The organism is Psychroflexus curvus (assembly GCF_020164585.1).
Taxonomy (GTDB): Bacteria; Bacteroidota; Bacteroidia; order Flavobacteriales; family Flavobacteriaceae; genus Psychroflexus; species Psychroflexus curvus.
In genome coordinates this window covers 317,885-336,835 of record NZ_JAIQZF010000004.1, presented here as the reverse complement: position 1 = coordinate 336,835, position 18,951 = coordinate 317,885, and the positions used below count along the sequence as shown (strand labels likewise).

The following is an 18,951-nucleotide window of genomic DNA, read 5'->3' as shown; positions in this document are numbered from 1 at the left end:
TAAATTTAAGATGAAAATTACAGTAGTAGGTGCTGGTGCAGTAGGCGCTAGTTGTGCAGAGTATATTGCAATAAAAGATTTCGCTTCAGAAGTTGTGCTTCTTGATATCAAAGAGGGTGTTGCAGAAGGAAAAGCTATGGATCTGATGCAGACTGCAACTCTAAATGGATTTGACACAAGAATTACAGGAACTACAGGAGATTATTCTAAAACTAATGACTCTGAAGTTGCAGTGATTACTTCAGGTATTCCAAGAAAACCAGGAATGACCAGAGAGGAGCTTATAGGAATAAATGCCGGAATTGTAAAAGATGTATCTTCTCAACTGGTAAAGCATTCACCTGATGTAACCATTATTGTAGTAAGTAATCCAATGGATACCATGACTTACCTTGCTCATAAAGAATTAAATTTACCCAAAAACAGAATTATTGGAATGGGAGGTGCTTTGGACAGCGCAAGATTTAAGTTCAGACTGAGTGAAGCTTTGGAATGTCCAGCATCAGATGTTGATGGAATGGTCATCGGTGGACATAGTGATACAGGCATGCTGCCCCTAACTCGATTAGCTACAAGAAATAGTGTTCGTGTAACTGAGTTCCTTTCAGAAGAAAGATTAGCCCAGGTTAGTGAGGATACTAAAGTAGGTGGTGCTACGTTAACCAAATTATTAGGCACCAGTGCCTGGTACGCTCCTGGTGCTGCAGTTTCCTCTTTGGTTCAGTCTATTGCCTGTGATCAGAAAAAAATGTTCCCTTGTTCTACTTTGCTAGAAGGCGAATATGGTCTCAACGATTTATGTATTGGAGTTCCAGTTATTATTGGAAAAAATGGAATCGAAAAGATTGTTGAGGTAGATCTTAATGATGGTGAAAAAGAAAAATTGAAAGAAAGTGCAGAGGCTGTGAAAAAGACCAATGCACTTCTGGAATAAGTAAAAAATATCATAAATTTTTAGCCCGACTTAGGTCGGGTTTATTGTTTTATAACAGAAAAAATCAATTTTAGGAAGGTCAAATAAGGTTTCAAAAGTTAAAATTATCTTTAATAAAAAAATTGCCATTTCTATATCGAAAACCTATATTTGCCTGATTTTATAACAGCACACTAATAATTTAAAGAATGCATAATAAAGGATTAATTAAGCTATTTGCTATTTTATTTGGTTTGGTAAGTATTTACCAACTTTCATTTACATTCATAGCTAGCAATGTTGAAAACAAAGCAGAAGCTTACGCAGAAAGACAAATCTCCGAAAGCGAAGAAAATTTTACGCAGAAACGTGCACTTGCTGCAGAAAAATACCTGGACTCTGTTGGTCAAAATCCAATCTTCGCAGGTATTACTTACGATACAGCTAAAGATAAGGAGCTAAATAAAGGACTTGACTTAAAAGGAGGAATCAATGTTATTCTTCAGATTTCAGTTGAGGATCTTTTAAGAGGTTTGGCGAACAATTCTAAAGATCCAGCTTTCAATCAGGCTTTGGCAGAAGCACAAGAAGCCAGAAAAAACAGTCAGGACAGCTACTTAGAGTTATTTTTTGAGGCATTTGAAGCTAAGGATGGTGCGAATTTAGCATCTCCAGATGTTTTTGGAACCAAAGCACTTTCTGATGAGATTAATTTTGAAATGACAAACAGTCAAGTTAGACCTGTCATCAACAGAAAAATAGATGAAAGTATAACATCAGCTTTTGAAGTTTTAAGAGAACGTATTGATAAGTTCGGTGTGACTCAGCCTAACATCCAGCGTTTGGGAGACTCAGGAAGAATTCTAATTGAATTGCCTGGTGCGAAAGATATAAGCAGAATCCAGAATTTACTTCAAAGTACAGCCCAACTTGAATTCTGGGATGTATATAAAGCCAACGAATTTTCAGAGTTCTTAGTAACTGCAGATGCGATTGTTGCTGAAAACATGAAAAGCGAAACTGAAAAGACAGAGAATCAAGAAACTCAATCTACAGACCAAGAGGAAGAAACTTCCGATGAAGACGATTTAGAAGAATTGTTATCGACTGAAGAAAATGCAGAAGAGGATCTATCCAGATCCAATCCTTTATTAAGTCTTGTCCTGTCTGCAGGACAGCCACAAGGTCCTGTTATTGCTTATTTCGCCGTAAAAGATACAGCTAAAGTCAATTCTTACTTAGCTATGCCTCAGGTGAAATCTCAATTACCTTCAGATAAGAAATACGCTGAATTTGTTTGGGGGAAGCCGCCAAAGAATGAGGAAACCATTGGATTATACGCCTTAAAAGGTAATAGAAACAACGAGCCGGATATGAGTGGTGCGGTTGTTACAGACGCACAACAGACTTATGACCAGGTTGGACGTGTTGCTGTGAGTATGCAAATGGACGGTCGTGGTGCTAAGATTTGGGAAGATATGACCGGTAAAGCTTCAGCAGAGGGCTCTCAAATTGCGATTGTTTTAGATAATTTAGTGTATTCCGCTCCAGGTGTTTCAAGTGGTGCCATTACTGGTGGTAGAAGTGAAATTACTGGCGATTTTACACTAGAAGAAGCTCAGGATTTAGCAAATGTTTTAAGAGCTGGTAAGTTGCCTGCTTCTGCTGATATTGTGCAAAGTGAAATCGTAGGACCATCTTTAGGTCAAGAGGCAATCGATAGTGGTGTCTTATCCTTCGCGATCGCGTTGATTTTTGTGCTCCTATACATGATTTTCTATTATGGTCGAGCAGGTCTGTATGCTGACATTGCTTTAGTTGTCAATATCTTATTCATTTTTGGAGTATTGTCAGGACTAGGTGCTGTACTTACACTGCCAGGTATTGCAGGTATTGTTCTTACCATTGGTATGTCTGTGGATGCTAACGTTCTTATCTTTGAGAGAATTCGAGAAGAGCTTGCTAAAGGGAAAACCCAGGCAGAGGCGATAAGCGATGGTTTTAAAAATGCACTTTCTTCCATTTTAGATGCCAACATTACAACTGGCCTTACAGGTCTTATTTTATTTACTTTCGGAACTGGACCAATTAAAGGATTCGCAACTACATTATTAATAGGTATTGTGACCTCATTATTCTGTGCGATATTTTTAACCCGTTTATTTATTGCAGGTGGTGGTAAGAAAGGAAAATCACTACCATTCTCAACTGCAATTACACAAAACTGGTTCCTGAATATCGATATCAATTTTCTTAAAAAAAGAAAAGTTGCTTACATTATCTCAGCTGTAGCAATTATCATAAGTATTGGTTCATTAGCAACAAAAGGTTTAAACCAAGGTGTTGATTTTGTAGGGGGTAGAAGCTATGTCGTTAGGTTTGACCAAACAATTAATCCTACTGAAGTTGAATCTATTTTGATAGAGAATCTTCAAAGTGTTGAAGCCAAAACTTACGGAACCTCAAACCAGCTTAAGATAACAACTAATTACAAAATTGAGGAAGAAGGAACCGTTATCGATGATGAAATCCAGGCTATTCTTTTCAATGATTTACAGGCCTATTTGCCAAATGGAATCACTTTGAGTGAATTTAAAGTAGGGGATAGTGGTTTGGATAAAGAATACGGTATCATGTCGTCTATTAAAGTCAATCCAACCATTGCAGATGATATCAAAACGGCCGCTTATTATGCTATTTTTGGTTCACTCTTTGTAGTTTTCCTTTATATACTGATTAGGTTTAAGAGGTGGCAATTCTCACTCGGGGCAGTATCAGCCGTTATTCATGATGTTATTATTGTTTTAGGATTGTTCTCCTTGCTTTATGACGTATTACCGTTCAGCTTAGAAATTGATCAGGCTTTTATTGCTGCTATTCTAACTGTAATCGGTTACTCCTTGAATGATACGGTAGTTGTATTTGATAGAATTCGAGAATTCTTTAATGAACGACCTAACTGGAAAATGAACAAGCTGATTAATTTAGCGGTGAGTTCTACTATCAGTAGAACGATTAATACCTCTTTAACCACACTTGTTGTATTAGTCGCTATATTTATCTTTGGCGGAGACAGCATCAGAGGATTTATGTTTGCTTTAATTGTAGGTGTGATTGTGGGTACTTATTCATCTGTATTTATTGCAACTCCAGTGATGTTTGATTCTGTGAAGAAAAAAGGAATTGACCTTACTGATAAAAAAATAGAAGACCCGGAAGGTGAAGTAAGCCTTTAGTAGGTTTCACCTTAAATCAAACAAAAAATCCTGTGAATTCATTTCACAGGATTTTTTGTTTTAATCAGCTATTGGAATTACCAGCGTATGATTACACTGCCCCAGGTGAAGCCACTTCCAAAGGCGGCAAGTACCACTAGATCGCCTTTTTTGATTTTACCTTCTTCCCAGGCCTCTGTAAGTGCTATAGGAATAGAAGCAGCAGTAGTGTTGCCGTACTTCTGGATATTGTTAAAAACCTGATTATCCTCCAAACCAAGTTTCTTTTGAATATACTGCGATATTCTTAAGTTAGCCTGATGAGGAATAAACATGTCAATGTCTTCTTTCTTAAGATCATTATAGTCTAGTCCTTCGTGTATGACTTCAGAAAATCTTACTATAGCATTTTTGAAAACCAACTGACCATTCATTTTTGGAAAGTAAGGAATGTCTTCCTGTGGATTTTCAGCTATGATTTCCGGAACCCACTTTTCAGTCGATGGACCTCTCAGTGACAGCTCATCGATATACTCACCTTCAGAATGTAAATGAGTTGAGAGAATACCAGACTCATCATCGCTTCTGGTCAATATGGCTGCGCCAGCACCATCCCCAAAAATGACGGAAACATGCCTGCTTCTATCCGTCATATCAAGACCTCCGCTGTGATTTTCACTGCCAATAACAAGCACATTTTTATACATCCCTGTTTTGATGAACTGATCTGCTACTGAAATCCCGTAGACAAAACCACTACATTGATTTCTGACGTCCAAGGCAGGGCAGGTCTTTATACCGAGCTTTTCCTGAATTTGAACTCCACATCCTGGGAAATAATAATCTGGACTTAACGTTGCGAAAACGATGAGCTCAATGTCGTCTTTATCAATGCCAGCTCGGTCAATAGCTTGTCTTGCAGCCTTCAATCCCATGAGGGCTGTTGAGTTACCATCTCCTTTTTTGATATGTCTGCGTTCTTTTATTCCCGTTCTCTCTTGGATCCACTCGTCTGAAGTGTCCATAAGTTTACTCAAGTCATCATTTGTAACCACTTGTTCAGGAACGTATTTTCCTAATCCTATTATCTTTGATTGATACATTCGTTAATGATTTAGCTATGCAATATAATTATAATTGCTTATCTCGTAATCTTTATAACAAAAAGAAAACGCTCTTTTACTAAATTTCAAAGAGCGTTTTCCAACCAACCTAACCAATCGTCTTAAATAGTTTTACATATATTTCTTGTAGTCGTTGATGTCGACTTTAGCATTTAAATCGTGGAGTAGATTATAAAGCCCAAAAAATGTTCTGTTGATATAAAGAAAGTGTTTGCTTCCTCGGTTACCATTCATTTTTCTTAGCTCCTTATCACTGCTGTATTTTTCACTTAATCCAGAAACCTTGCTCCAAAATTCTTCGCCCCCAAAATCAAAAGTTTCCTCATGAAATGGACTTGTAAATAAGCTTAGCATTTCATGGAATAAAGCTGAAAAATACTCAACTTCTCTTTCAGAGTCATCAGGTCTAATGATTTCCAGCTCTTTCAGTTTCTGAAGGAAAAACACAGGGTCATTGATGTTTTCAGGTTCAGCTAATTCGAAATATGGCGTATAAAATTGATTTGGAATGTTTTTGATACACCCAAAGTCGATTGCAATTAAATTGTGATCCTTATCTATTAAAAAGTTTCCAGGATGTGGATCTGCGTGAACTTCTTTTAGTTTATGAAATTGAAACATATAAAAATTCCAAAGTGTTTGACCAATTTCGTTTCCTACTTTTTCAGAAAACTCTTGTTTTACAAACTCACTTAGGTGCTTGCCTTCCATCCAGTCCATAGTGATAATGCGTTCACTGGAAAGATTTTCGTAATATTTTGGAAATTTCAGACCTGGAATAAGAGCGCAAGCTTCAGAAATACGTTTGCTTTGCTCAACTTCCAATATGTAATCTGTTTCTTCAATCAATTTGTCTTCTATTTCTTTGAAGTATTTTTCAGAGTCTTTACCTTTCAGGTTAAACATCCTTGTAGCCACAGGTTTAACCATTGCCAAATCTGAACTAATACTATCTGCTACACCAGGATATTGAATTTTGATAGCATATTTATTTCCATCTTTTTCAGCTCTGTGCACCTGTCCGATACTGGCGGCGTTAACAGATTCTGACGTGAATTTATCAAATATCTCTTCAGGATATTTGCCGTTGTATTTTTTGAACGTTTTTCTTACCAAAGGTGCTGAAAGTGGAGGAACACTGAATTGTGCCAAACTGAATTTTTCCACATAAGCACTTGGTAAAAGACTTTTTTCCATGGAAAGCATCTGCGCTACTTTAAGTGCGCTTCCCTTCAAATTTTTTAATCCGTCATAAATGTCAGATGCATTTTCTTCATCTAAACTGTCTCTGGTCAATTCGGGATTGAAAGCTTTCTTGGAATAATATTTTAAGTAATTGGCGCCGACTTTGGTTCCGGTTCCAATAAGTTTTGAGGTTCTGCTAAATTTTCCAGTTGGAATTTTATCTATTGTTTTCATGTATTACTTCATTGTTTCTTTGTAAAGAAATTTTCCAAAATCGAAAACTTTCTCTAAGGGTGTATTGTCGAAAACATCAAATATGGTGTTCACCGATTTCTCTATCGCTACATCAGTCTTTTCAAAATCTGCCGATTTATCATCTTTCCAAAATCTGAGTAAAAACAAAAATTGAATCCAGGCCCCTTCAGAATAAATTCGTTCATTTCTTTTGAGGAAACTGTAATTCTTCTCATCGTTGTCATCTTCAATCAACTCTTTAGCGAAAGATTTGATATGACGTCTAAGACCTTTAAGTTGTTTTAGATTTTTTAACTGGTCTTCATTTTCTTCAATGACATAAAGAACATAACTTCTATTGGCAGTTAAGATTTCGAAAAATGTGTAAAAAAAAGTTAGCATTTTCTCTCTGCTGCCATAAGTTTCTACCTCTTCATTTGTGGTCATTAATGTGTGAGCATTTTCAAAAAAGCTTTCCCAAATCTCTTCCCTTAATGCTTCAAAATTTCCGAAATACTTATAAAAGTCTTTTTCCTCAAACTTATGCTTCTTAGCAAATTTGTAAACTGATTTTGGTCTACGCTCATGTTCTAAAACATGATCCATATAATAGGTGATGATATCAATTTTTGATATTTTTTTTTCAGTTTTCGTCTTAGCTGCCATAATGGATTATTTAATTACAAATATAATTATTGTTTAATCTTTAAAACTCAACTTTAAACGAAATCTTTTGTTAAATCTGGAGGCTTATGTCAGTTTGTCATAAACTAATACGCGGTATTTGGTTTGATATCTATTGAAAAACAAAATACAATACATATGGCTACAGGTAATATTAATGTGTCGGTGGAAAATATTTTCCCACTGATCAAGAAATTTCTTTACAGCGACCACGAGATATTTTTAAGAGAACTAATTTCTAACGCAACCGATGCGACTCTAAAGATGAATCATCTAGTAAGAATAGGTGAATCTAAAATAGATATTGGTCAGCCTAAGATTGAAATCAAGATAGATAAGGACAATCAAACCCTTCACATCATTGATGAAGGTGTGGGGATGACCAAAGACGAAGTTGAAAAATACATCAACGAAGTTGCTTTTTCTGGAGCTGAAGAATTCTTAGAAAAATACAAAGATTCTGATGCTAAGGACACAGGCATCATCGGTCACTTCGGGCTCGGGTTCTACTCAGCATTTATGGTGGCTAATAAAGTCGAGATAAAAACCAAATCCTGGAAAGACGAAGCAGCTGCGCACTGGACCTGTGAAGGAACGACTCAGTTCACTCTAGAAGAAGGCGACAAAGCAGATCGAGGTACGGAAATCATTCTTCATATCAATGATGATGAGAAAGAATTCCTGGAAGAGCATAGAATCAACGAACTTTTAGTTAAGTATAATAAATTTATGCCCGTTCCCATCAAATTCGGAACTAAAGAAAAAGAGCTTCCAAAAGCCGAAGATGCCAAGGAAGACGAGGAGCCAAAAAAGGTAACTGTAGATAATATCATCAATAATCCTGATCCAGCTTGGACTAAGCAACCCGCTGAATTAGAAGATGCAGATTATAACTCTTTTTATAGAGAATTATATCCAACTCAGTTTGAAGAGCCGTTATTTCATATTCATTTGAATGTGGATTATCCGTTTAACCTGACTGGTATTTTATATTTTCCAAAATTGACTAACGATTTGTCGATTCAGAAAGATAAAATTCAGCTTTATCAAAATCAGGTTTTTGTCACTGATAATGTTGAAGGCATTGTGCCAGAGTTTTTAACCATGCTGAAAGGGGTAATCGATTCTCCGGATATTCCACTTAACGTTTCAAGATCCTACTTACAGGCTGATGGAGCTGTCAAGAAAATTGCCAGCTATATCACCAGAAAAGTAGCCGATAAATTAAAATCTCTCTTCAACGACAACCGAGAAGATTTTGAAAAGAAATGGAACGACATCAAAGTTGTTATTGAATACGGAATGTTATCTGAAGACAAATTTTTTGAAAAAGCTCAAAAATTTGCCTTGTATCCAACTACAGGAAATCAGTATTTCACTTTTGATGAACTCAAAAATGATATCACTGAGTTACAAACCGACAAGGAGGGAAAACTAGTTGTTTTATATGCTTCCAACAAAGATCAACAACACAGCTACATCAAAAGAGCTGAAGCAAAAGGCTATAAAGTATTGCTTTTAGATTCTCCAATCGTTCCTCACTTGATTCAGAAACTGGAACAGGAAAACGAGCAGAAAGTGTCGTTTGTGAGAGTGGATAGCGATCACGTAGATAACTTAATCAAAAAAGAATCTGAGCAAGTTTCTAAACTTACAGATGAAGAGAAAGAAACCGTAAAAACCAGTTTCGAAACTGTCGTACCTAAAGAAAGATACACGGTTCAACTTGAAGCTTTAGATTCTGATACAGCTCCAGTCATGATTACTCAGCCGGAATTTATGCGTCGAATGAAAGAGATGCAACAAACCGGCGGTGGCGGAATGTTTGGTATGGGAAATATGCCAGAAATGTATAATTTGGTAGTAAACATTAACAATCCTTTGATTTCAAAAATTTTGAAAGCAAAAGAAGATTCCAAAAAGGAAACGCTGATCAAGCAAACATTAGATTTGGCTTTGCTTTCTCAAAATCTATTGAAAGGTGAGGAGCTCACCGATTTTGTGGAAAGAAGTTTTAAATTGATTAAATAAGAAAGCTTTCACGTTTAAAAATAATTTTGTCTCCCTGAGCGCAGTCGAAGGGTTGGAAAAAACGTCTCGACTGCGCTCGACGTGACACATTCAGTTTTCTTAGCTGATATTCAATAATAAGAATATTTAAAACACAAAACCACTTCGATGAAGTGGTTTTGTGTTTTGTAACAATCAGTTCTATTCATACAATAAAGACTTAAACAAACAAGATTTCATGTTGCAAAGAAATATTAACCTAGTATCTTTGCTGAAAATCAATTTAAATGATCAATATTACCTTACCAGACGGAAGCGTAAAGCAACATGAGGATGGCACAACACCTATCCAGGTTGCTTTAAGTATAAGCTCAGGCTTGGCTAGAAATGTGATTTCTGCAAAATTTAACGATACTATTGTAGAAACCACCACCCCGCTTCATGAAGACGGTAATCTGGTTTTGCTAACCTTCAATGATGATGAAGGGAAGCAAGCTTTCTGGCATTCAACCTCACATATTATGGCTCAGGCTATTCTGAAATTGTATCCAAATGTCAATTTGACCATTGGGCCTTCTATTGAAAATGGTTTTTACTATGATGTGGATTTAAATGGAGAGGTTATTTCTGAAAATGACTTTCCTAAGATTGAAGCTAAGATGTTGGAACTTGCAAGAGGGAAGCATGATTTTGAAATGCGTTCAGTATCAAAATCTGAAGCCTTAGACTATTATAAATCCAAAAACAATCCCTTCAAAGTTGAATTGATTGAGAATCTGGAAGATGGCGAAATTACGTTTTGTGATCATGACGATTTTACCGACTTATGTAGAGGAGGGCATATTCCAAATACCGGCTTTGTAAAGGCTGTGAAATTGATGAATATCGCCGGAGCGTACTGGAGAGGTGATGAGAATAATCCACAACTCACGAGGATTTATGGGGTTTCATTTCCAAAGCAAAAAGAACTTAAGGAATACCTCGCACTGCTTGAAGAAGCTAAAAAGCGGGATCATAGAAAACTAGGTAAAGAATTAAAGTTATTTACCTTTTCTCAAAAAGTTGGTCAAGGTTTGCCACTATGGTTGCCAAAGGGAGCAGCGCTTAGAGACCGACTGGAGAAATTCATGAAAGATGCTCAGGAAACGGCTGGCTATCAGCCAGTGGTGTCTCCGCATATCGGTCAGAAAGAGTTATACATGACTTCTGGTCATTATCAGAAATACGGTGAAGACAGTTTCCAATCTATCAAAACTCCACATGAGGGAGAAGAGTATCTTTTAAAACCGATGAACTGCCCGCATCACTGTGAAATTTTTAATTCACAAGCCTGGAGTTACAGAGATTTGCCTCAGCGTTATGCAGAGTTTGGTACGGTTTACCGTTATGAGCAAAGTGGGGAGTTGCATGGACTTACAAGAGTAAGAGGTTTTACTCAGGACGATGCTCATATTTTCTGTATGCCAGAACAACTGGATGAAGAGTTTAAAAAAGTAATCGACTTGGTTTTGTATGTTTTTGGGTCTTTAGGATTTGAAAACTTTACGGCTCAGGTTTCTTTGAGAGACCCTGATAATCCGTCAAAGTACATTGGTTCCGATGAAAACTGGACAAAGGCAGAAGCGGCCATTCTAAACGCGGCTGAAGAAAAAGGTCTTGACTATAAAGTAGAGACTGGTGAAGCTGCTTTTTACGGACCTAAGTTAGATTTTATGGTGAAAGATGCTTTAGGGAGACAGTGGCAGCTGGGAACGATTCAGGTGGATTATAATCTTCCGGAGCGATTTGAACTGGAATATAAGGGGAGTGATAACGAAATGCACCGCCCTGTGATGATACATAGAGCGCCATTCGGCAGTTTAGAGCGTTTTATAGCGATTTTGCTGGAGCATACTGGAGGAAATTTTCCTCTATGGCTGATGCCAGAGCAGGCTACTATCCTATCAATCAGTGAGAAATATGAAAATTATTCTAAAAAAGTTTTAAGTTTACTTAAAAAACACGAAATTCGCGCTAGTTTCGATAATCGAGGCGAGACCATGGGTAAAAAAATCCGTGAAGCTGAGATGAACAAAATTCCTTACATGCTGATAGTAGGGGAAGCGGAAGTTGAAAATGATACCGTTTCTGTAAGAAAACATGGGGGAGATGATTTAGGAGAAATGCCTATTGAAAGTTTTGCCAAGATTTTAAATGCAGAAACAGAGAAAGAAATTTACAAATACGAAGTTTAATTAAAAAAATATTTAGCCATAGCAATACGTAGAAAAAAATCAAGACAGGCACCGAGGCAGATAAAAGAAAACCCTCATAAGATTAACGAGAAGATAAGAGCTCCAAAAGTTCGAGTCGTTGGTGAGAATGTTAAAGTAGATATCTATTCACTCAAGGAAGCTTTGGCCATGGCCGAAGAGCAAGAACTGGATTTAGTAGAAATATCTCCAAAGGCAGATCCCCCTGTTTGTAAAGTTATGGATTACAAGAAATTCTTGTACGAACAGAAAAAGAGAGAAAAACAACTCAAGCAAAAAACAACTCAGGTAGTTGTTAAAGAAATTCGTTTTGGTCCTAATACAGATGATCATGATTACGAATTCAAAAAGAAAAATGCCGAGAAGTTTCTTAAAGATGGTGCCAAGTTAAAAGCTTTTGTATTCTTTAAAGGTCGTTCTATAGTTTTTAAAGACAAAGGTCAAATTTTGCTTTTAAGATTAGCTCAAGATTTAGAAGATATAGCTAAAGTAGAGCAGATGCCAAAATTGGAGGGTAAAAGAATGATTATGATTCTTGCTCCAGTTTCCAAAAAATAATTGCGATAATCCTAAATATATTCAGATGCCTAAAATGAAAACAAAGTCGAGTGCCAAGAAGCGTTTTAAACTTACCGGAACAGGTAAAATTAAACGTAAACACGCATTCAAAAGTCACATTTTGACTAAAAAGTCAAAAAAGAGAAAATTGAAGTTAACTCACAGCGGTTTAGTAGATAAAGCCGATGAGCACAGCATCAAAACTCAATTACGCTTAAAATAAGCAAACAAGGTTAATTATTAATCCATGGAGTAAGGCTCATAAAATGTTACTCGTAACTGCCTACTACAAAAAACTTTAAAATATGCCAAGATCAACAAATTCTGTCGCTTCCAGAGCCAGACGTAAAAAAATAATGAAGCAAGCAAAAGGATACTACGGACGTCGTAAAAACGTTTGGACAGTAGCCAAAAACGCAGTCGAAAAAGCAATGTTATATGCTTACAGAGACCGTAAAACCAAGAAGAGAAATTTTAGATCACTTTGGATCATAAGAATTAATGCAGCTGCGAGATTACATGGTTTGTCTTATTCTCAGTTTATGGGAAAAGTAAAAGCTAACAATATTGAATTGAATAGAAAAGTCCTTGCGGACTTAGCTATGAACAATCCTGAAGCTTTTAAAGCCGTAGTCGACCAAGTCAAATAAATTCTAACTTATTATCGCAATTGAAAAGCACTTGTTTGTAAAACAGGTGCTTTTTGTTTTTACGTATCTTTTGAAGCATCTAAAAACTTTTTTATTTACCTGGGCCTTTTAGTGGATGTGCCTATTTTAATTTAACTTAATTGTTATTTATGAAAGACCAATTAAATAGAACATTGCATTTTGATTCTATCCCAAATCGAATAGTATGTCTGGTGCCAAGCCTCACAGAAATGCTCGTCGACCTAGGATTGGAGCATAAACTAATCGGTGTGACTAAATTTTGTGTGCACCCTAAAACTATAAGAACGTATGCTGAGGTCGTTGGTGGAACCAAAAACATCAAGTTTGATAAAATTCAAGCGCTAAATCCTGATTTTATTTTAGTCAATAAGGAAGAAAATGAATTTAAAGATGTAAAAAAGCTTTTCGAAAATTACCCTGTTTATGTCAGTGATATTAACTCTGTTGAAGATTTGCTTCACTTGATTCGGGATCTTGGTGACATTTTCAGTATACCGAAAAGGTCTAAACAGCTTGTTGATGACCTTAAAATTAATTTTATCAAATTCAGAAAAGATACTGAAGCAGAACCAAAATTGAAAGTGGCCTATTTCATTTGGAAAGACCCCTGGATGGTTGCTGGCTCATCTACTTTTATCAATTATATGTTGAGTCTGAATAATTTTGAGAATGTGTATGACGATCTACCCCGGTATCCTGAAATAGATCTCAACAAACTAAAACCTGTGGATTATGTGTTCTTGTCCTCGGAGCCTTTCCCTTTTAAGAACCAGCATAAAGAGGAGTTTGACATTGATAACGATAAAATAAGTATCGTAGACGGAGAGTATTTTAGCTGGTATGGGTCAAGGCTGCTTAAAGCCTTTAATTACTTCGTTCAACTTAGACACAACTTATAAAGTTTTGCTAGGATTTGCGGACTTATTATGATGAATCAGATATGTGTGTATATTTGTGAAAATTAAAAAATTGATTCATCATTCCATATACAAACACAAATCATCTCAGGATTGGGTGACCTTTGTGCATGGTGCTGGTGGAAGTTCTTCGATTTGGTTCAAGCAGTTAAGGGCCTTCAGGTCTCAATTCAATGTCTTGCTTCTGGACCTGAGAGGTCACGGAAACTCCAATCCTAAACTTCAGGATTCCCTTGATGAAAATTATACGTTTGACGCTATAACCAATGATATCATTGAAGTTTTGGATGTCAATAAGATTCAAAAGTCCCATTTTGTGGGGATTTCTCTTGGTACCATTCTGATCAGGAATTTAGCTGAAAATTATCCGGAACGGGTTTCCAGTATGATTATGGGTGGGGCGATTATGAAGATGAATGTCAGGTCTCGATTTTTGATGAACGTTGGTGTTATATTCAAGTCAGTAGTTCCTTATATGATTTTGTATAAGCTGTTTGCTTTTATCATCATGCCAAGAAAAAACCATAAAAAATCCCGGAATCTTTTTGTTAATGAAGCCAAGAAATTATACCAAAAAGAATTTATAAGATGGTTTAAACTCACTTCAGAAATCAATCCTTTACTTAAATTCTTTAGACAAAAAGCCATCGATATTCCTTCATTATATATGATGGGAGAGCAGGATTATTTGTTTTTACCAGCGGTAAGAAAGATATCTGAAACGCATAAAGAAGCCAAGCTGTTTATTTTGGAAAATTGCGGACACGTTGTCAATGTTGAACAGCCTAATGTGTTTAATACAAAGGTTATCGAATTTATTAAAAGCCTGGAAGATAATACTTACCCTTTAAGGACGGTTTAATCTTGAAGTGCGAAAACCCGTCTCAATAATGCTGTTGACCTTTCATTAAAATCATTTCTTATTTGAATTTCTTCTAGTTCAATCATTTTGTACACTCCCTCTAAAGCTTCATTGGTCACATAATCAGTCAGATTTGGATTCACATTTTCAGTAAAAGGAACTTGATTATATTGATTTATCAGATTTCCCCAAATTCGATCTGCACCAACTTTCTGAAAATTTTCTTTGACTATGGGTTCAAATTTTTGATACAATTCCATCCGCGTTTTTTGTCTCAAATAAGCTGTCGCCGCTGTTTTTTCACCCAGTAAAATGTTTCTAGCGTCTTCAAAGCTCATGTTTTGAATGGCATTCAAGAAGATGGGGGTAGCTTCCTTTACAGCTTCCTGAGCAGTAGTGTTTAGCGCTTGGATGCCTTCATCTGCCAAATTATCAAGACCTAAACTTCGCATTGTGCTTTCTACTGAAGATAATTCTTCGGGAAGTCCAATTCTTACAAGTGAATTGTTATAAAAGCCTTGTTCTTGAGTTAGTTTTGACACCTGCTCTTTCACGCCTTTTGATAAAGCCTGTTGTAAGCCACTCGCAATTTGCTGCTCGCTAAGCATTTCAGATGTTGCAATTTCTCTTGAAATTTGTTGAAGTTCTGCACAGGAAGAAACAAAAAAAGCAATTATTATTAGTAAAATGGAAGGTTTCATTGAATTGAATTTGTATGAATTCTAAATATACACTGTTTAAAGGTCTCATACTTACAACTTTTCGTTATTCTATACTAAAATCCTCAGCTTTAAATTGAATATTTCGTAATTTCACGCTTCAAAAATTATATATAATTCAATATCATAATGGAGCAACAAAAGCCATATACCCCACAACATCAAATACGAATTGTCACTGCCGCCTCTTTATTCGACGGCCATGATGCTGCCATCAATGTGATGCGTCGTATCATTCAATCCACCGGGGTGGAAGTGATTCATCTCGGACACGATAGAGGTGTTGAGGAGGTTGTTAATACTGCTATTCAAGAAGATGTGAATGCCATTGCGATGACATCCTACCAGGGTGGTCACAATGAATATTTCAAGTATATGTACGATTTGCTCCAGGAGAAAGGGGCAGGGCATATTAAAATCTTCGGTGGAGGAGGAGGAGTCATTCTTACTGAAGAAATTGAAGAATTGATGGAGTATGGCATTACCCGAATTTATTCTCCGGATGACGGGCGTGAAATGGGACTGCAGGGAATGATCAATGACTTGGTAAAACAAGCTGACTTCAAATGCCCATCCCTTACCCTTCCCAAAGGGAAGGGAATTCAAGACGCACTTCATCAAAAAGATGTCAATACTATTGCACGTTTAATTTCTTTAGCAGAAAACAGACACGAAGAATTTAAAGAACTTTTCACCCCTCCTTTGGAGGGGTCGGGGGAGGCTACTCCCGTTTTGGGAATTACGGGAACAGGGGGCTCAGGAAAATCTTCCTTGGTCGATGAGTTGGTTCGTCGGTTTTTGGTTGATTTTGAAGACAAACAAATCGGTATTATCTCTGTAGACCCTTCCAAAAGGAGAACAGGCGGCGCCCTGCTAGGGGATAGAATTCGCATGAATGCCATCAACTCACCACGAGTGTATATGCGTTCATTAGCGACTCGACAATCCAACCTGGCTTTATCCAAATATGTTCAGGAAGCAGTGGAAGTCATGAAAGCAGCCAACTATGACCTTATCATATTAGAAACCTCTGGTATCGGACAAAGTGATACCGAAATCTTAGACCACTCTGACGTTTCTCTTTATGTTATGACACCAGAATTTGGTGCAGCAACGCAGCTGGAAAAAATTGATATGCTGGACTTCGCTGATTTGGTAGCCATCAACAAATTTGATAAACGCGGTGCCAAAGACGCTTTGAGAGATGTTAAAAAGCAATACCAGCGCAATCATAATCTGTGGGATGCCAAGCCAGAAACTTTACCTGTTTATGGAACGATAGCTTCTCAATTTAACGATCCTGGAATGAATGTTCTTTACAAAAGAATAATGGATCAATTGTCTGAAAAAACATCGACTTCACTCAAAAGTGATTATCAAATCACCGATGAGATGTCGGAGAAAATATTTGTAATTCCCCCAGCCAGAACCCGTTACCTTTCAGAAATATCAGAAAACAACCGCTCTTACGATGAAAAGGCGAACTCTCAAGTGGAGGTCGCACAAAAGCTATACGGAATTTTCAAAACTTTAGAAAGCACAACCGATTCTAAACTTGAATTGGATAAAAACGGTATCGAAGAAAGTCATTTGGAAGAGGTTACTACTTCAGACAATGAGACTTTGGTGGATCTGCTGAAAAAAGAATTTGACCGCGTTAAAATGGATTTCGACCCTTATAACTGGGAGAAGATTTTAGGCTGGGAAAATGTCGTTCAGAAATATACCGATGAGGTTTACACCTTCAAAGTAAGGGATAAAGAAATCAAAATTGACACTTATTCGGAGTCCCTTTCACATCTTAAAATTCCGAAGGTAGCTTTGCCAAAATACAAGGCCTGGGGAGATTTGCTCAAATGGTTATTGCAGGAAAACGTTCCAGGAGAATTTCCCTACACGGCAGGACTTTACCCTTTCAAAAGAACTGGCGAAGATCCAACGAGAATGTTTGCCGGAGAAGGCGGACCAGAACGTACCAATCGCAGGTTTCACTACGTGAGTGCTGGCTTACCAGCCAAACGTTTGTCTACAGCTTTCGATTCTGTGACGCTTTACGGGAATGACCCTGACCATCGACCAGATATTTACGGTAAAATCGGGAATGCGGGAGTGTCTATTTGCTGTCTGGACGACGCCAAAAAACTCTATTCAGGTTTTGACCTGGCAGATGCCATGACTTCTGTGAGTATGACCATAAACGGACCAGCACCTATGCTGCTTGGCTTTTTTATGAATGCCGCCATCGATCAGCAGTGTGAAAAATACATCAAGGAAAACGGTCTTGAAAAGGAAGTTGAGGCTAAAATCAAAAAGATATATAAAGAAAACGGCAGCGAGCGTCCAACCTACCAGGGTGAACTTCCAGAAGGGAATAACGGACTGGGATTGATGCTGCTTGGCGTGACCGGCGATATGGTCTTGCCGGCAGATGTCTACCAGGAGATCAAGATGGAAACCATCGCCGTAGTTCGCGGAACGGTTCAGGCCGATATCCTGAAAGAAGATCAGGCGCAAAACACCTGTATTTTCTCTACTGAATTTGCCATTCGTCTGATGGGTGATGTTCAGGAGTATTTTATCAATAACAAAGTAAGAAATTTCTATTCGGTTTCTATTTCTGGGTACCATATTGCTGAAGCCGGGGCCAATCCGATCACGCAACTGGCTCTGACCCTCTCCAATGGATTTACATACGTCGAATACTACCTGAGCCGAGGCATGGATATCAATAAATTTGGGCCTAACCTGAGTTTCTTTTTCTCCAATGGCATCGATCCCGAATATGCGGTGATTGGTAGAGTGGCGAGACGAATCTGGTCTAAAGCTATGCGAGATAAATATGGTGCGAATTCGAGAGCTCAAATGTTGAAATACCATATTCAGACCTCAGGACGATCGCTTCATGCGCAGGAAATTGATTTTAACGATATCCGTACGACGCTACAAGCCTTGTACGCGATTTACGATAACTGTAACTCCTTGCACACCAATGCTTATGACGAAGCGATTACCACGCCAACCGAAGAATCGGTGCGACGTGCCATGGCCATTCAGTTGATTATCAATAAAGAATTAGGACTTGCTAAAAACGAAAATCCAATCCAAGGCTCGTTCATCATTGAGGAATTGACAGACCTTGTCGAGGAAGCCGTATTGCTGGAATTTGACCGACTTACAGAGCGTGGAGGCGTGCTAGGGGCTATGGAAACCATGTACCAGCGCAGCAAAATTCAGGAGGAAAGTCTGCATTACGAAACCCTTAAGCACACGGGAGAATTCCCAATTATCGGAGTGAATACGTTTTTGAGTTCCAAAGGATCGCCAACGGTGAAGCCAAGAGAAGTCATCCGCGCGACTGAAGAGGAAAAGGAATACCAGATCAACACGCTTACCAAGTTGCACCATGTTTATGAAGACAGAGCACAGGATCAGCTGAAACGCATTCAGGAAGCGGCTATCAAGAATGAGAACATGTTTGAAGAATTGATGGAAGCTACTAAATACTGTTCTTTGGGACAAATCACCGAAGCCTTGTTTGAGGTTGGTGGGCAGTATAGAAGAAACATGTAAGCAGAGCGCCACCTTCCAATGCCCAAAGCTTTGGGCA

The 18,951-nt window shown here is 37.7% G+C and carries 14 protein-coding genes; 10 read left to right on the top strand and 4 right to left on the bottom strand.

Annotation, left to right across the window (positions count from 1 at the left end; all coding sequences use genetic code 11):
* The first annotated feature begins 10 nt into the window (after positions 1–10).
* Positions 11–934, top strand: a complete 924-nt coding sequence (locus tag LB450_RS08070; protein ID WP_224487408.1) for a malate dehydrogenase — start codon at positions 11–13, stop codon at positions 932–934.
* Positions 935–1,122: 188 nt separating this feature from the next.
* Positions 1,123–4,149 carry a protein translocase subunit SecDF gene (gene secDF / locus LB450_RS08065; protein ID WP_224487407.1) on the top strand — a complete coding sequence of 1,009 codons (3,027 nt, stop codon included), beginning with the start codon at positions 1,123–1,125 and terminating at the stop codon, positions 4,147–4,149.
* 77 nt (positions 4,150–4,226) lie between these two features.
* On the opposite strand, the gene LB450_RS08060 is transcribed toward secDF, so the two are convergent.
* The 3 genes from LB450_RS08060 to LB450_RS08050 form a co-directional block, all read right to left on the bottom strand.
* The gene (locus LB450_RS08060; protein WP_224487406.1) at positions 4,227–5,231 is read right to left on the bottom strand and encodes a 3-oxoacyl-ACP synthase III family protein; all 1,005 of its coding nucleotides are present in this window, start codon (positions 5,229–5,231) and stop codon (positions 4,227–4,229) included.
* Positions 5,232–5,363: 132 nt separating this feature from the next.
* Positions 5,364–6,671 (bottom strand): ABC1 kinase family protein, encoded by a 1,308-nt coding sequence (locus LB450_RS08055; RefSeq protein ID WP_224487405.1) that lies wholly within the window; start codon positions 6,669–6,671, stop codon positions 5,364–5,366.
* Positions 6,672–6,674: 3 nt separating this feature from the next.
* Positions 6,675–7,337: a TetR family transcriptional regulator C-terminal domain-containing protein gene (locus LB450_RS08050; protein WP_224487404.1), complete on the bottom strand. Its 663-nt coding sequence runs from the start codon at positions 7,335–7,337 to the stop codon at positions 6,675–6,677.
* 156 nt (positions 7,338–7,493) lie between these two features.
* Between LB450_RS08050 and htpG the strand changes: the two genes are divergently transcribed.
* The 7 genes from htpG (at position 7,494) to LB450_RS08015 (ending at position 14,625) form a co-directional block, all read left to right on the top strand.
* The gene (gene htpG, locus LB450_RS08045) at positions 7,494–9,386 is read left to right on the top strand and encodes a molecular chaperone HtpG (RefSeq protein WP_224487403.1); all 1,893 of its coding nucleotides are present in this window, start codon (positions 7,494–7,496) and stop codon (positions 9,384–9,386) included.
* Between the two features lie 266 nt (positions 9,387–9,652).
* Complete coding sequence (gene thrS / locus LB450_RS08040; protein WP_224487402.1) at positions 9,653–11,599, top strand: threonine--tRNA ligase; 1,947 nt, start codon at positions 9,653–9,655, stop codon at positions 11,597–11,599.
* A 60-nt stretch (positions 11,600–11,659) separates the two neighbouring features.
* Positions 11,660–12,175: a translation initiation factor IF-3 gene (infC, locus tag LB450_RS08035; RefSeq protein WP_262501428.1), complete on the top strand. Its 516-nt coding sequence runs from the start codon at positions 11,660–11,662 to the stop codon at positions 12,173–12,175.
* Positions 12,176–12,200: 25 nt separating this feature from the next.
* On the top strand, positions 12,201–12,398 hold the full coding sequence (gene rpmI / locus LB450_RS08030) for a 50S ribosomal protein L35 (protein WP_093367423.1): 198 nt from the start codon (positions 12,201–12,203) through the stop codon (positions 12,396–12,398).
* An 82-nt stretch (positions 12,399–12,480) separates the two neighbouring features.
* Positions 12,481–12,825 carry a 50S ribosomal protein L20 gene (rplT, locus tag LB450_RS08025; protein WP_224454762.1) on the top strand — a complete coding sequence of 115 codons (345 nt, stop codon included), beginning with the start codon at positions 12,481–12,483 and terminating at the stop codon, positions 12,823–12,825.
* Between the two features lie 149 nt (positions 12,826–12,974).
* The gene (locus tag LB450_RS08020; RefSeq protein WP_224487401.1) at positions 12,975–13,745 is read left to right on the top strand and encodes an ABC transporter substrate-binding protein; all 771 of its coding nucleotides are present in this window, start codon (positions 12,975–12,977) and stop codon (positions 13,743–13,745) included.
* Between the two features lie 70 nt (positions 13,746–13,815).
* A complete protein-coding gene (locus tag LB450_RS08015) occupies positions 13,816–14,625 on the top strand; it encodes an alpha/beta fold hydrolase (RefSeq protein ID WP_224487400.1) in 810 nt (269 codons plus the stop codon).
* Here LB450_RS08015 and LB450_RS08010 read toward each other — a convergent pair.
* Complete coding sequence (locus LB450_RS08010) at positions 14,622–15,326, bottom strand: DUF4197 domain-containing protein (RefSeq protein ID WP_224487399.1); 705 nt, start codon at positions 15,324–15,326, stop codon at positions 14,622–14,624. The two genes, LB450_RS08015 and LB450_RS08010, sit on opposite strands and share 4 nt — an antisense overlap.
* Before the next feature lie 147 nt (positions 15,327–15,473).
* Between LB450_RS08010 and LB450_RS08005 the strand changes: the two genes are divergently transcribed.
* Positions 15,474–18,914 carry a methylmalonyl-CoA mutase family protein gene (locus LB450_RS08005; protein WP_224487398.1) on the top strand — a complete coding sequence of 1,147 codons (3,441 nt, stop codon included), beginning with the start codon at positions 15,474–15,476 and terminating at the stop codon, positions 18,912–18,914.
* Positions 18,915–18,951: the final 37 nt, after the last annotated feature.

What these genes read in the sequence shown, in the direction of transcription:
- LB450_RS08055 (WP_224487405.1), bottom strand. Translation starts at nt 6,671, where the DNA reads ATGAAAACAATAGATAAAATTCCAACTGGAAAATTTAGCAGAACCTCA.
- htpG (WP_224487403.1), top strand. Translation starts at nt 7,494, where the DNA reads ATGGCTACAGGTAATATTAATGTGTCGGTGGAAAATATTTTCCCACTG.
- rpmI (WP_093367423.1), top strand. Translation starts at nt 12,201, where the DNA reads ATGCCTAAAATGAAAACAAAGTCGAGTGCCAAGAAGCGTTTTAAACTT.
- LB450_RS08010 (WP_224487399.1), bottom strand. Translation starts at nt 15,326, where the DNA reads ATGAAACCTTCCATTTTACTAATAATAATTGCTTTTTTTGTTTCTTCC.
- secDF (WP_224487407.1), top strand. Translation starts at nt 1,123, where the DNA reads ATGCATAATAAAGGATTAATTAAGCTATTTGCTATTTTATTTGGTTTG.
- LB450_RS08020 (WP_224487401.1), top strand. Translation starts at nt 12,975, where the DNA reads ATGAAAGACCAATTAAATAGAACATTGCATTTTGATTCTATCCCAAAT.
- LB450_RS08005 (WP_224487398.1), top strand. Translation starts at nt 15,474, where the DNA reads ATGGAGCAACAAAAGCCATATACCCCACAACATCAAATACGAATTGTC.
- rplT (WP_224454762.1), top strand. Translation starts at nt 12,481, where the DNA reads ATGCCAAGATCAACAAATTCTGTCGCTTCCAGAGCCAGACGTAAAAAA.
- LB450_RS08060 (WP_224487406.1), bottom strand. Translation starts at nt 5,231, where the DNA reads ATGTATCAATCAAAGATAATAGGATTAGGAAAATACGTTCCTGAACAA.
- LB450_RS08070 (WP_224487408.1), top strand. Translation starts at nt 11, where the DNA reads ATGAAAATTACAGTAGTAGGTGCTGGTGCAGTAGGCGCTAGTTGTGCA.
- thrS (WP_224487402.1), top strand. Translation starts at nt 9,653, where the DNA reads ATGATCAATATTACCTTACCAGACGGAAGCGTAAAGCAACATGAGGAT.
- LB450_RS08050 (WP_224487404.1), bottom strand. Translation starts at nt 7,337, where the DNA reads ATGGCAGCTAAGACGAAAACTGAAAAAAAAATATCAAAAATTGATATC.